Source organism: Lactobacillus sp. A27, from assembly GCF_016742815.1.
Lineage (GTDB): Bacteria > Bacillota > Bacilli > Lactobacillales > Lactobacillaceae > Lactobacillus > Lactobacillus gallinarum.
Genome location: NZ_JAEHNT010000037.1, coordinates 73,366 through 87,693 on the forward strand (window position 1 = coordinate 73,366; position 14,328 = coordinate 87,693).

The 14,328-nt window shown below is 38.6% G+C and carries 10 protein-coding genes and 1 tRNA gene; all 11 read right to left on the bottom strand.

The genetic code is table 11. The features are described from left to right. Nucleotides 1-12: 12 nt before the first annotated feature. Nucleotides 13-2,019: an NAD-dependent DNA ligase LigA gene (ligA, locus tag JEM49_RS06190; protein WP_098036670.1), complete on the bottom strand. Its 2,007-nt coding sequence runs from the start codon at nucleotides 2,017-2,019 to the stop codon at nucleotides 13-15. A gap of 40 nt (nucleotides 2,020-2,059) precedes the next feature. After that, entirely contained in the window at nucleotides 2,060-4,306 is a 2,247-nt protein-coding gene (pcrA, locus tag JEM49_RS06195; RefSeq protein WP_098043717.1) for a DNA helicase PcrA, read from the bottom strand. An 86-nt stretch (nucleotides 4,307-4,392) separates the two neighbouring features. Continuing rightward, complete coding sequence (locus JEM49_RS06200; RefSeq protein WP_025005407.1) at nucleotides 4,393-5,040, bottom strand: glycoside hydrolase family 73 protein; 648 nt, start codon at nucleotides 5,038-5,040, stop codon at nucleotides 4,393-4,395. Between the two features lie 84 nt (nucleotides 5,041-5,124). After that, nucleotides 5,125-5,212, bottom strand: a tRNA-Leu gene (locus JEM49_RS06205). A gap of 65 nt (nucleotides 5,213-5,277) precedes the next feature. After that, complete coding sequence (locus tag JEM49_RS06210; RefSeq protein WP_025005406.1) at nucleotides 5,278-5,748, bottom strand: SprT family protein; 471 nt, start codon at nucleotides 5,746-5,748, stop codon at nucleotides 5,278-5,280. Further along, on the bottom strand, nucleotides 5,736-6,434 hold the full coding sequence (locus JEM49_RS06215) for a glycosyltransferase family 32 protein (RefSeq protein ID WP_087175888.1): 699 nt from the start codon (nucleotides 6,432-6,434) through the stop codon (nucleotides 5,736-5,738). Before JEM49_RS06215 ends, JEM49_RS06210 begins: the two co-directional genes overlap by 13 nt. A gap of 2 nt (nucleotides 6,435-6,436) precedes the next feature. Continuing rightward, nucleotides 6,437-7,867, bottom strand: coding sequence for an oligosaccharide flippase family protein (locus JEM49_RS06220; RefSeq protein WP_201874149.1), 1,431 nt, complete (start codon nucleotides 7,865-7,867; stop codon nucleotides 6,437-6,439). A gap of 4 nt (nucleotides 7,868-7,871) precedes the next feature. Beyond that, nucleotides 7,872-9,026, bottom strand: coding sequence for a CDP-glycerol glycerophosphotransferase family protein (locus JEM49_RS06225; RefSeq protein WP_201874151.1), 1,155 nt, complete (start codon nucleotides 9,024-9,026; stop codon nucleotides 7,872-7,874). 86 nt (nucleotides 9,027-9,112) lie between these two features. Beyond that, entirely contained in the window at nucleotides 9,113-11,782 is a 2,670-nt protein-coding gene (locus tag JEM49_RS06230) for a calcium-translocating P-type ATPase, PMCA-type (RefSeq protein ID WP_201874158.1), read from the bottom strand. Between the two features lie 189 nt (nucleotides 11,783-11,971). Next, nucleotides 11,972-12,802, bottom strand: coding sequence for an ammonia-dependent NAD(+) synthetase (nadE, locus tag JEM49_RS06235; RefSeq protein ID WP_087175884.1), 831 nt, complete (start codon nucleotides 12,800-12,802; stop codon nucleotides 11,972-11,974). Then, entirely contained in the window at nucleotides 12,799-14,277 is a 1,479-nt protein-coding gene (locus JEM49_RS06240; protein ID WP_025005400.1) for a nicotinate phosphoribosyltransferase, read from the bottom strand. The genes nadE and JEM49_RS06240 overlap by 4 nt, the downstream gene beginning before the upstream one ends. Nucleotides 14,278-14,328: the final 51 nt, after the last annotated feature.

Sequence of the window (14,328 nt, forward strand, 5' to 3'; positions counted from 1 at the left end):
AATAATTGTCCTTTATTCAATTTGTGCGATTGCCTCTTCTTCAGTCAGAAGTGGTACTCCCAGTTGCTCAGCTTTATTATACTTAGATCCAGCATCTTTTCCATAAATTACGTAATCAGTTTTACGCGATACAGATCCTGTGACCTTAGCACCTAAAGCCTGCAATTTCTTGGTAAATTCACTTCTTGTATAATGCTCTAATTTACCTGTTAAAACAACGGTTTTATCTTTAAATGGATTATCTGGTGCTGCTTCTGGTTCATCTGCACCTAAGTAGTCCATATTAAGTCCGCTTTCTCTTAATTCTTCAATTAATTTTTGTGCTTCAGGTTGAGCAAAATATGTTGTCATTGATTCTGCAATCGTCATGCCTATTGTATCGATTGAAGCAATATCTTGCACCCCTAGTGACATAATCTTTGCTAGATTTTTAAACTTTTGCGCAATTAAGCGGGCTGCCTTAGCTCCAACATGGTCAATTCCTAAACCAGTAATCAATAATTCAACAGAATTATTTTTGGAATTATTAATTGCCGTTAACAAATTATTGATGGATTTTTCTTTAAAGTGATCAAGTTGGGCAAGATCTTCATTTGTTAAATGATAAAGATCAGCTACATTATGCACTAAGTCCTTAGCAATCAATTGCTTAACAATTTTAGGACCTAAACCTGCAATATTCATGGCAGGACGAGAAGCAAAGTGAGTAATGCCTTCTTCCACTTGAGCTGGACAAGATGGATTAATGCAACGCAAGGCTACTTCATCTTCTAAGTGGACTAATTTTTGCCCGCAGGACGGACAAGTAGTAGGAATTTCATAAGGCACAGAATCTGCTGGTCTCTTTGATAAAACCACTTCAGAAATCTCAGGGATAATATCGCCGGCTTTATGAAGCTTAACGGTATCACCAATCCGAACGCCTTTTTCATTCAAATAATCTGGATTGTGCAGTGAAGCTCTTGCAACGGTTGTACCTGCCAGTTGGACAGGATCCATGACTGCCGTTGGCGTTACAACACCGGTTCGGCCAACTGTCCAAACGATATCACGCACGATCGTTTCTTGCTCTTCTGGTGGGAACTTATAAGCAATCTCCCAGCGTGGCACCTTCACGGTATTTCCTAATTGCTGTTCAAGACTTAAATCATCAACTTTTAGAACAATTCCATCAATACCATATGTTAGACTATTACGCTTAGCCGTGTATTCGTCGATAAAATTAAACACTTCATCAAGGTTAGCTAATTTGCGACCTGTTTCATTAGTATGAAAACCTAATTCATGCATGCGTTCAATCGCTTGGTGCTGACTGGTAATCTCGCGCGGTGGATTAACCCATGTATAAATAAAAGTACTTAGTTGACGTTTCTTAGTAACCTTAGGATCAAGCTGACGAAGTGAGCCAGCAGCCGCATTACGTGGATTTGCAAAAACGATCAAGCCTTCTTCTTCACGCTCTTGGTTTAACTTGGCAAAAGCTTCTTTTCCCATATAACATTCGCCGCGAACCTCAGTAGTTAAAGGTTCTGGTAAAACTTGAGGAATATCCGCAATATAACGTGCATTAGCCGTTACATCTTCACCAACATAACCATTGCCTCGAGTCGATGCACGAACCAATTTACCGTCTTGATATTCAAGTGATAAAGATAAGCCATCGATCTTTAATTCGACATTATATTCCACGGGGTGACCAACCAGCTTTTGCATTCGTTGGTCAAATTCCTTAAGTTCTTCCTTAGAAAAAACATCCCCCATTGAAAGCATAGGAATTGGGTGGTTAACCTTTGTAAAATCACTATCGATTTCTCCACCTACACGCTGAGTGATTGAATCAGGCGTAACAATTTCAGGGAAAGCTTTTTCTAATTCAAGCAAACGGTTGTAATTTTGATCATAAACATTGTCTTCAACTTCAGGCGCATCTTTAGAGTAATACGCATCGGCCCATTCATCTAGCTGGGTTCTAAGAGAAGCTGCTTCTTTTTTAGCTTCATCAAGAGTAATCTTAGCCATTTTTACCTCCTGATTAAAAATCCTTTTATTTTTATCTTTATTATACCTTCTTAATAGGCGCAAAAGCTGCTAGAAGACGCTTAATTCCTTTATCTGGGAAGGCAATATCTAATTCCATATCTTCCCCTGTGCCATTGACTTTGGTTACAACACCGCGGCCCCAAGCTTTATGTTCAACTTGATCGCCAACACTCCAGCCTTTCTTTTCGGCACCTACAGCACCAGAAGCCTTTTTAGCAGTATAAACTTGGGCACGAGCTCGTTCAGCTTTACGCGCAAATGGTGCAGGTTGTGATTGAAAATTAGATTTAATAAAGCTACTTTGAAGTTGATTGCTTTCTTCTTTTTGCAAATCTTTAGGATCAATTTCATCCAAAAATCTTGAAGGTGGATTATTTTGCATACGACCGTACATCATCCGTGAATATGCATTAGTCAAATAAAGTTCCTTCTTAGCTCTAGTAATTCCTACATAAGCTAAACGGCGCTCTTCTTCAAGTTCATTATCATCCATCATTGCTCGCTGCAATGGGAACAACCCATCTTCCATGCCGACCAAGAAAACAACTGGGAATTCTAGACCTTTAGCAGCATGCAAAGTCATTAAAGCAACTTGATTATCATCTTCATCTAAATCATCCTGATCGCTCAATAATGAAACTTCTGCCAAGAAGTCACTCAACGGATTTGATTCATCTTCATCGGGCTCATAATGATCATCAAAACGCTTAGTAACTGATAAGAATTCATCCAAGTTCTCTAATCTAGTTTCAGCTTCAATAGTATTTTCTGCTCTTAAAGCATCAGTATATTCAAAGTCAGACAAGATCTTTTCAGTTAAACCAGTTACGCCATGCGTTTGTGCATAAGCTATTGCATCCCTCAATTTTGTGCCAAAATCGCTTAACTTTTTAGCAGCTCTGGTATTAATTGGACTTTCTGCCACATGATCCATGGCATCCAAGGCATTATAGTGATTTTCATCCGCAAATGCCAACAACTTATCCACAGTCGCTGCACCAATACCACGCTTAGGCACATTGATAATACGATTCATGCTCATTGTATCCGCAGGATTTGCGACCAACTTCAAGTAAGCCATAATGTCCTTAATTTCTTTACGGTCGTAGAATTTGTGACCTCCCACGATTTGATAAGGAATATTTGATTTAACAAAAGCTTCTTCGACTGTACGTGATTGGGCGTTAGTTCGATAAAGAATGGCAAAATCTTTGTAAGTGCGTTTTTTAGCTTCTACTTCTTCCTTAATTTTCGAAATAATGTAGTGGGATTCATCATCACCACTTTGAGCTTGATAATAAGTAACCTTGGCACCCTCGCCTTGATCAGTCCATAAATTCTTTGCCTTACGGTTCTGATTATTTTTAATCACTGAGTTTGCGGCTGATAAGATATGACCAGTTGAACGGTAATTCTGTTCTAGCTTAACAGTTCTAACTCCATCAGTTTTGTAATCTTGCTCAAAATTCATGATGTTTTCCATGTTAGCACCACGCCAGCCATAGATTGACTGATCAGCATCCCCAACTACACAAATATTTTTATATTGTGCAGCTAATGCATGACAGAGTTCATACTGAGCTTGGTTAGTATCCTGATATTCATCTACCAAAATGTAACGGAACTTATTTTGATAATAATGAAGAGTATCTGGATCTTTTTTAAATAAAACCAAAGTCTGCATAATCAAATCGTCAAAGTCCATAATTTGATCACGGCGCAGTCTTCTTTGATATTCTTCATATACCTTAGCTGCCATTTTATCAAAAGGTGAACTAGCACTTGCAGCAAAAGCCTTAGGATCAAGCAAGTCGTTCTTTCCATTAGAAATAGCAGACAAAATTCCACGTGGATCGTACATCTTAGGATTAATGTTCAAATCCTTTTCAATATGTTTTACCAAAGTCAATTGTTCTGCAGAATCCGCAATAGAAAAGTTATGACTATAGCCAATCTTATCAGCGTCTCTACGCAAAATTCGAACACAAAGGGCGTGGAAAGTCGACATCCAAATATTTTGAGCGGCTGGCCCTAGCAATTTTTGTTCACGCTCACGCATTTCATTAGCCGCCTTATTGGTGAAGGTAATGGCTAAAATATTCCATGGTGCAACTTGATTTTCTTCAACTAAGTAGGCTATTCGTCTAGTTAAAACAGAAGTTTTACCAGAACCTGCCCCAGCAACGACCAACAGTGGTCCTTCTGTAGTTTCAACCGCTTTTTTCTGTTGCGGATTCAAACCGGCTAAGATAGATTTTTCGCTCATTATTGTCCCCTTCACAAAAAATAAATTTACTAATGCAACTCGAATATTATACCAAAAAAAGCAGCATTCATTTTGCTGCTTTACTTTTACTTATCATATTTTTCCAAATCAAATTGTTCAATCAAATTAATCAATTTATCCGCATAATCAGGATCGGTAGCGTAGCCATCAGTAACCAAAGCCTTCGCCTGAGTCTTATAGTCTTTAGAAGCTAAGACATGCTTATATTGTTGATGATTCCAAGTCGTTCCATTTTGGAATAGACGCGCATGGGCTCTAATCGATGCCTCATATGAATCATAAATTTGAAAGCGTGCCTTAACAGTGATCCACTTGCCCTTAACATATTCCTTAGTTGTCATCACCGCAGAAGTATTAGGATTAGTTCCCTTCACTCCAAATAAATTATTATATTTTTGTGATAAATCGCTTTGCCCGTAATTACTTTCAAGACAAGCTTGGGCAACAGTAATACTTGGTAATAAATCGTATGATTTATCTACTTCACGGGCAATCGGCCCAATCTTTTTAATAAATGCTTTCTTTTGCCGTAATAATTTTGCGGCTTCTTGTTCACGCTGCAGTTGTGCTTGTCTAATTTGTTCAGATTGAATTGCATATCTTCTGTAGTAATGAAAACCTACATATGCCACTAACAAAATAAACAAAATGATAAACACACGTACAACGGTCTTTACGCTTTTAGGTATCCTTGACTTACGCTTTTTTGCCATAATACTTATTTCCTTTAATTCATTAAGTAAAGTATAACCTATTTTTGTGTAAAAAAAAGAAGTCGCTCACTGCGACTTCTTAACTGGTGCGGGCGAGAAGACTCGAACTTCCACGATCTAAAGCGATCACAAGATCCTTAGTCTTGCGCGTCTGCCATTCCGCCACGCCCGCGGCACATCAACTATAATAGACTAAATCTAAGAGATGTGCAAGGGAAAATTGAAAATAATTTAAATTTATTTATTAGAAACTTTAAAATTTTGCTCTAAACGCAGCTGCCTCTTGCATTTACCGCATCTATACCTTCTAGTATTAATTCGGCGCATACGCGGATAATGCAAGCCGCAATTTTCACAGACATAAATATAATTAAATTTTTTACGCCGACGCAAGCCTATATCGGGTGCATAGCGACTGCCACCTACTTTTTGGAGCAAAATTTTAAAATCACGATCGCGATGATGATAACCACGATGCAATAAATGCAAGTGATAGTGACACAATTCATGCTTAATAATGCCTACCAAATATTCATGATATTGTGGCGCTAAAAAATGCGCATTAATTTCAATATGATGATCATCAAGGTGGTAACGTCCACCTGTTGTCGTCATTCGGCGATTGATTTTTACCTGATGCAAAAATGGTCTATTAAAACATTGCAGAGAAATTTGCTCTATTAAATTTTGTAATTCTACCGAATCCATTTAGCATATCGCCCAGCCTGTTTTGGAGTATTGATATGACGTTTTAAATCCGTTACGATCTTATGCTTAAAAGAATGCTTGCCGTTCATCCAAGTCCCTGTAAAAAGATGGATAGACTTGGAATCTTTGGAAGGATTGCACAATACGCCGTCTGGATAAACATGAATGCCCTCTTTAAGCATTTGTTCTTTATTACCAATTTTTAGGCCATATTTATCTATCAAGATGTCAGTAACCGAAATGCTGTTGACTCCTGCCATTTGATTATGAGAATCGAATTCAAAACTGCGATCTTGATAATAATCTAAAATATCTTGCATGAAGGGATGCTTTTTCTCCGCACCAAAAATTGCGGCTGAGAGATAATCTTTGTTCTCAAAGCCAATAAAAGCCTGATCTTTTAACAAAGTAGTTAGATCATCAATTACGCGCACATCGGTATCCAAATAAATACCACCCTGCTCATAAATTGCCCGTGCACGAATATAGTCAGAAACAAAGGCCCATTTTTTAGCCTGATAGGCCTGCTCAATATATTTATTTTCATGCATGTCAAAATTATCTTCATTCCATTCAATGAATTGATAAGCAGGCAAATTTTTCTTCCAGGTCGCAATACATTCTTTAATTATTTTTGACTTAGGATTATGACCTACCCAAACATAATGAATTATTTTTGGTATCATTTTTAACCTCGTTTAAAGAAATTCTTGAGCAGTTTAACAATATCTTTGTTAAAGTCCAACTTAAACAGGAACATCAAGCCCAAATAAATTACGAGCATGATAATTGATTTAACTGCCATATTGAAAAATGCAGATGAAACAAAGTTAGGCATCAGCATCCCTGCAGCTAAGGTAATCAAAGCAATTGCAATATATTTAGGCACATCATGAAAGACATATGTAAATCGATAGCCATCGCGTACTACCCACAGTCTAAGTATTAACACAACAAATTCAGTAATTAAAATGGCGATCATTGCTCCCATCGCACCATATGGACGGTCTAGCACGTAACTTAAAACAATTTCTAAAATCGCTCCAATTACGACCGGAAAAGCATAATCACGGTCCCGACTATTAGCCAGAGCAAACTGATTAGCAAAAACCCCACCGGTTGGAATCATGATAATGGTTAAGGTAAACCAAAACATCAACGGTGTCATTGGAATATATTGATTTCCGAAAAAGAATGGCACGAATTGTTTAGTATTAGCCATAATGATTACTGCAAATAATGTCCCCAACATTACCGTGGCTTCTAGGGACTTCTTCATCACTACCTTTTGTGCTTCTTTTCCTTCACTGGCCATCTTCGGCATGATAACAAGCGAAATACTAGTGATTACGCCTAAGATCATGTTTGAGATTCTTTGCGAATTATCATAAAAAGAAACCTGGGTTGAACTTGAAAAAAGCCCCAAAATTGGTTTATCTAACGATGTATAAATTTGGGTCGCAATCTGCGGAATCATTAGCGTACCAATCGCAATTGCCGTCTTTTTGAACTTATAAAAATGAGCGACTGGCTTGCCTACATAACGGTGAATGTCAAACCAAAAGACAAAGGACCCAAGCATAGTCGAAACCGACATGATTAACAAATACTTCCACAAGTCTGCTGGTGATTTTACCCATAATAAGATCAATACAACGCTGACTAGTTTTACACAAGTATTTTTCAAAACAACTCGGCCGAAGTCGGCTAACCCTTGGAAGAACCATGAGATATCCACTTGTGCAGAAATCAAATATGGCACCATTAATAATAGATAAAACCAATATTGAATATGGAATACTGTAGTAATAAAAACAGTAAAAGCAATAGTAATAATCCCAGCAATCCCCTGGAAATACCATAATCCCCAAAATGCTTTAGTTAAATCTTCAGGTGTACCATACGTCCGTGTTTTTGAAATCGTCCGCATCCCCACATAAGAAACTGACAAAATACAAAAGATCATCAAAAATTGGACTGTGTTATTAACACTACTGTAGATTCCGTAAGTTTTTGGTCCTAATACCCTTGAAAGATAGGGTACTGTAATCAGCGGTACTAAAACGATAAAGATCTGATAAACCGCATTATATAAGATATTTAAAAATGTTTTACGCAATACCTTAACCTCGATATTCTTGAGTCATATATTCAAAGACATTTTGACAGTATGAATCACCCTTAGCCTCACTAGTTAAATGCAGCCAGTAAAGACGCCGATTGACAATTTGTTGATTATCAAGATGATCCAAATTATTGATTAATTCCGCTTCTGAATTAACGCAAATACCCGGTGTAATTTCATCATACGGACTAAGCAGAAGTCCACGCGTCTTTTTATATTGCTGTAAGAAGTTAGTGACAAAGACAATCGGTTTATTAAGATGCAGATAATCGAAATAAATCGATGAAAAATCGGTCATCAAGAAATCGGTATCGCCCAAGAGTTCATACAAATCATAATTGTGGTCAAATAAGTAATCATTGTTTAAAAAGGCAATGTTGGAATAATTACTCTTGAAGTTAGCGAATAAGCGCATTTCGTAGGGATGCAATTTCACAATTAAGTATTGGTGTCGCTTAGCTAATTCGGCGTTTAATTTTTCCCCATCGAAGTCTTCAAATGCAAAAAAGTTACCTTCTTTGATTTTATCCATAATCGTCTTATCTTCTAACTCATACCTAAACGTAGGCATGTAAATCCCGATCTGTGCTTCTGAATCAGTAGTGTTAAACAAATCTTTTAACAATTGCTCTTTGCTAATAACAGGCTTATCTAGTAGATCTAGACGAGGAAAGCCTAACTTATGGTACTTTTCAGTTTCGATCGCCATACAGGCGCTCATGAGTGTCTCATACAAATCTGAACTTGAAGCGACGATATCTGCATTCTTATGCCACAATTTTTCATTACGCTTATTATCACGATAGCGAGTATTGTTTGCCATGATCCCCATCCGCTTAAGTGGAACACCGTGCCAAAGCTGAACGTTAATTTGATGCTTGCGTACTTTAAATGGTTGGTGCGTTGTAATGACGTAACGCGCCGCACCGATCTTTTGCCAGGCTTCCCATTTCAAGTGAGATGATGGCCATGGTTCAATCAAGCTGACGTTATATTCGAGATGATTAAGCAATAGCCATTTATAAAAGGCATAGCCATTTGAACCTGACCGACCTGAGCCATTTAAGATAACGATATTATTATTTTCCATCGTCGTAAAATGCGCTCTAAATTTCATCAATGCTAAATATAGGCGGAATAAAAAACTTTTCATCTGATAACTTCCTCAAAATAATCTGATTTAAGCATACAAAAAAAGCCTGAGTTTACTCAAGCTTTTTTCGTTTATTTTGCTAAACTTTATCTTTTGCCGGCTCTTCTTTCAAAGAATTTAATGATTTCCACGATCAAAATCATGCAAAGTCCAGCTATTAATACGACTGCCCATTGTGCACCATTAAGTTCAGTGACATCAAAGAATCTAGTCATAAACGGCAACTCAACGGCTGACATCACTAAAGCAGAGATGATGATCGCACCATTGAACCATTTGTTAGAAAAGGTATGTCTTCTAAAAATAGATTGATGTAAGTACTTTGAATTAATTGCATGGAACAATTGAATCAAGCCTAAAGTCAAGAAAGCCATGGTTAAAGCATCCCCATGCTGCAAAGCTGGATTATCAATATGTGGACCAACATGCAGACCAAACTGGTAAGCACCTAACACTAGGATTCCTTCCAAAATACCTTGATAAATAATTGAGCTAGCTACACCGCCGCTAAAGAAGTTAGACTTTTTACCACGAGGCTTACGCTTCATGATGCCATCTTCAACTGGCTCCACACCTAAGGCGATGGCTGGCAAGGTATCAGTTACCAAGTTAATCCAAAGAAGCTGCACTGGAGCTAAGATATCCCAGCCTAGCATCGTCATCATAAAGACGGTTAACACTTCACCGACGTTACAACTCATTAAGTAAAGAATCGCCTTTTGAATATTGCTAAAGACTTTGCGTCCTTGCTTAACTGCTTCAACAATTGTCGCAAAGTTATCATCGGCTAAGACCATATCGGCAGCACCTTTAGACACTTCAGTACCGGTAATTCCCATACCGATCCCGATATCAGCTTGCTTTAAACTTGGAGCGTCGTTAACACCGTCACCAGTCATGGCAACGATCTTATCATTTGCCTGCCATGCCTTCACAATTCTTACTTTATGCTCTGGCGACACACGAGCATAAACGTTATAGTCACCAACATGCTTAGTAAAGTAATCATCGCTTAATTGATCAAGCTGTGCACCAGTCAAAACACGTTCGTCATGTCCTGGCTCTAAGATCCCCAATCTTTCCGCAATCGCTTGAGCCGTTACTTGGTGGTCACCAGTAATCATAACGGTTCTAATACCAGCGCTGTGAGCTTCGGCTACGGCAGCTTTTGCTTCAGGCCGTTCTGGATCAATCATGCCAACAAGTCCTGCAAAAATTAAATCCTGTTCCACGTTATCAGTACTTGGATCATCGTAAGTCTGATCAACTATCTTGTAAGCTAGGCCCAAGACACGCAAGGCTTTTTTAGCCATATCTTTGTTAGTTTGTAAAATATCTTGTTTTTGCTCTGCAGTAATTGGTGAAATTTCACCATTAATTTTGACCGAAGTTACGCGCTTAAGTAATTCATCAGGAGCACCCTTAACGGCAACAAAGAACTTATCGCCATACTTATTAACGGTACTCATTAACTTACGTTCTGAATCAAATGGTACTTCTTGCACTCTCTTGTGTTCTTCAAGCAAGTCATGAACATTAATGTTTTGATCAAAAGCATATTGAATCAAAGCCGTTTCGGTAGGATCACCTAGCAAGTCCCCACCATTTTCAATCTTTGTGTCATTGGCCAAGACCATTGATAATAAGGCCGGATTGTCCTCCTCGATTTCATCATTATCATCATGCAAACTGCCGCGATAAAAAATCTTTTCGACGGTCATCCGGTTTTGGGTCAAAGTACCAGTCTTATCTGAACAAATAATGTCAGTAGCACCTAAAGTTTCAACAGCTGGCAATTTTCTGACGATAGCCTTGTGTTTGGCCATTGTTTGCGTACCTAAAGCCAAAATAATCGTAACAATTGCTGGAAGTCCTTCTGGAATAGCAGCTACGGCAAGTGAAACAGCAACTAAGAACATATCAATCAGCAAAGCATTCATTGGCTCCGTGCCTTGCTTGGTAAACATCCCGACAACAAACACAATCACACAAATAGCCAAAATCATGATCGTCAAGATCTTGCCTAAATGGTTCAAGTTTCCCTTCAAAGGAGTGTCGGTTTCATCGGCATTGTTAAGCATCGTGGCGATCTTACCAACTTCGGTATTCATCCCTGTTCCAACGACAATCCCTTCACCGCGACCATAAGTAACATTGGTACTAGAATAAGCCATGTTAATTCGATCAGCCAAGGCAATGTCATCACCTTGAAGAGTTTCATCGCTTTTATCAACAGGAACCGATTCACCGGTTAAAGCAGCTTCTTCAATTTTTAAGCTATGTGCTCTAATTAACCGCAGATCAGCTGGAACAACATCTCCAGCTTCAAGCAAGACAATATCGCCTGGTACAAGTTCTGTACTTGGAATTTGTACAATAGCATTATCTCGCCGCACATGCGCACTCGGCGTTGCCATCTGCTTTAATGCGTCGATCGCAGCTTCAGAACGTGCCTCTTGAATCACCCCTAAAACAGCGTTCAGAATAACCACGATCATGATAATTGCGGCGTCTGTCCATTCATGGGCAACTACCCCACTAAGAATTGCAGCAATGATCAAAACAATGATCATAAAATCTTTAAATTGATCAACAAAGCGCATGAACATGCTCTTCTTCTTTTTAGAAGCAAGAGAATTCGGACCATACTTTGTTAATCTCTTTTTGGCTTCTTCACTAGACAAGCCAGTGTCGATGGCGGTATTCAAATTATCAACGACATCGGGAATTGTCTCTGTGTAATATTTTCGAGCCATTTTATTTCATCCTTTCTCATAATAAAAAAGAGACTTACATGCTTGTAGCACATAAGTCTCACAAATTAAGGTAAATCCAGAAGTGATTACTTCGGCTGTTGGATTTACCGCAAGCAAATTGCCGTTACTCCCTTATGATCAAGTTCATTATAAGAAGGTTTTGAATCTTTAACAAGTTTTAGTGAATGATTATTTCTTGTAAAAATCATCAAAAACAGTAACTGGCAAATGACGCTTGTGTTCACTCTTCTTCCATAACTTTTCGATTTGATCAGCTGCTTTATCGCTAACTTCCTTGCCTTCAAGGTAGTCATCGATTTCCTTGTAAGTTACACCCAAAGCAACTTCATCTGGCAAATCTGGCTTTTCTTCTTCAAGGTCAGCTGTAGGAGCCTTTTCATAAAGATGAGCAGGGCAACCTAACTCCTTCAAAAGCATCTTGCCTTGGCGCTTGTCTAAGCGGAACAGTGGAGTTAAGTCAGCGGCACCATCACCAAATTTAGTGTAAAAACCACTAAAGTTTTCAGCAGCATGATCAGTACCAACTACGGCACCCTTGTTAGCACCGGCAATGGCATATTGCACAACCATTCTTTGACGAGCCTTGATATTACCCTTGTTAAAGTCAGTAATCTTTTGGCCACTAGCTTCAACTACTTTCACCATAGCATCTACTGGTTCCTTGATGTTAACAATTAAATCTTGATCAGGCTTTTGAAAAGCTACAGCATCTGCAGCATCACTAGCATCAGCTTGAACGCCGTATGGCAAACGTACAGCGATAAATTGGTAAGAATCATCACCAGTTTCTTCACGCATTTCTTCAATTGCCATTTGGCAAAGCTTACCAGTTAAAGTAGAATCTTGACCACCAGAAATGCCCAACACATATGACTTCAAAAATGGATTAGCCTTTAAATAATCCTTTAAAAAATCAATTGAACGTCTGATTTCTTTTTTAGGATCAATTTCAGGTAAAACATGTTCATAGGCAATAATTTCTTTTTGTAACTCTCTCATCGACCAATGCTTCTTTCTCTAATCTTACGACGAATATCTTGAATAAGATCCATCTTACTCTCATACAAGTTTTGTGATAAATCAACTGGATATTCTTGTGGGTTCAAGCTACGCTTGTATTCATCCCATAAGCCATCCAAATTATCAGCAACAAACTTTTTAATTTCATCAAGGCTAGGTTGATTGTAAACAAGCTTACCTTCCTTAAAGATGTCGTGTAAAAGCGGAATAGCAGTGTAATCAGTAACCACCTTGTTGATGTAAGTATATTGAGGGTGGAACATGAACAATGCGTCAAACTTACGTGGGTCTTCGTCATAGCGAGATACCCAATCACCTTCATTTTTCTTAGCAGTGTTAGCACTGATACGCCATACTTGCTTCTTGCCTGGAGTAGATACCTTGATTGCGTTAGAAGAAATCTTCAAGGTGTCACGCATTGCGTGCATTTCGTCTTCCATGGCAACTAACTTGTAAACTGCACCAAGGGCTGGTTGGTCATAAGCGGTAATGAACTTAGTACCGATACCCCAAACATCGATCTTGGCACCTTGCATCTTCAAGTTAGTGATGGTGTTTTCGTCCAAATCGTTTGAGGCAAAAATCTTAGCATTAGGATAACCGGCATCGTCCAATTCCTTACGAACTTGCTTAGAAATGTAGGCCATGTCGCCGGAGTCGATACGAACACCTAAGAAGTTGATCTTGTCGCCCATTTCGTTAGCAACCTTGATTGCGTTAGGCACACCACTTCTAACAGTGTCGTAAGTATCTACCAAGAAGACACAATCCTTGTGGGTTTCAGCGTATGCCTTGAAGGCTTCGTATTCACTGCCGAATGCTTCAACTAAAGCGTGAGCATGAGTACCGGTGATTGGAATACCGAATAATTTACCGGCACGAACGTTACTGGTTGAGTCAAAACCACCAATGTAAGCGGCACGTGCACCCCAGATAGCTGCGTCAGTTTCTTGGGCACGACGTGAACCGAATTCCATCAAACTATCATCTTTAACTGCCAATCTAATTCTTGCAGCCTTGGTAGCAAGCAAAGTTTGGAAGTTGATGATGTTCAAAATAGCAGTTTCAACTAATTGACATTGAGCAAGAGGACCTTCAACTTGAAGGATTGGTTCGTTCGCAAATACCAATTCCCCTTCCTTCATTGAACGGATGGTGAGCTTGAGCTTTAAATTGCGCAAGTAATCAATAAAGTCATCATCATAGCCTTCCTGCTCTTTCAGATATTGCAGGTCGCTTTCTTTAAACTTTAAATTCTTTAAATAATCAATGATGTGTTCCAAACCAGCATAAACAGCATAACCGTTACCGAATGGCTCAGTTCTATAAAAAGCTTCAAAAACAGCATTGCGATCGGCAATCCCTTTCTTGAAGTAGGTATACATCATATTAATTTCGTATAAATCAGTATGCAAAGCGAGTGAATCGTCTTTGTCTAATTCTGGGTAAAACATTGTTTCCCTTTCTGTAATTAAAATTTCATTTTTCATTATTATACAGCCAAT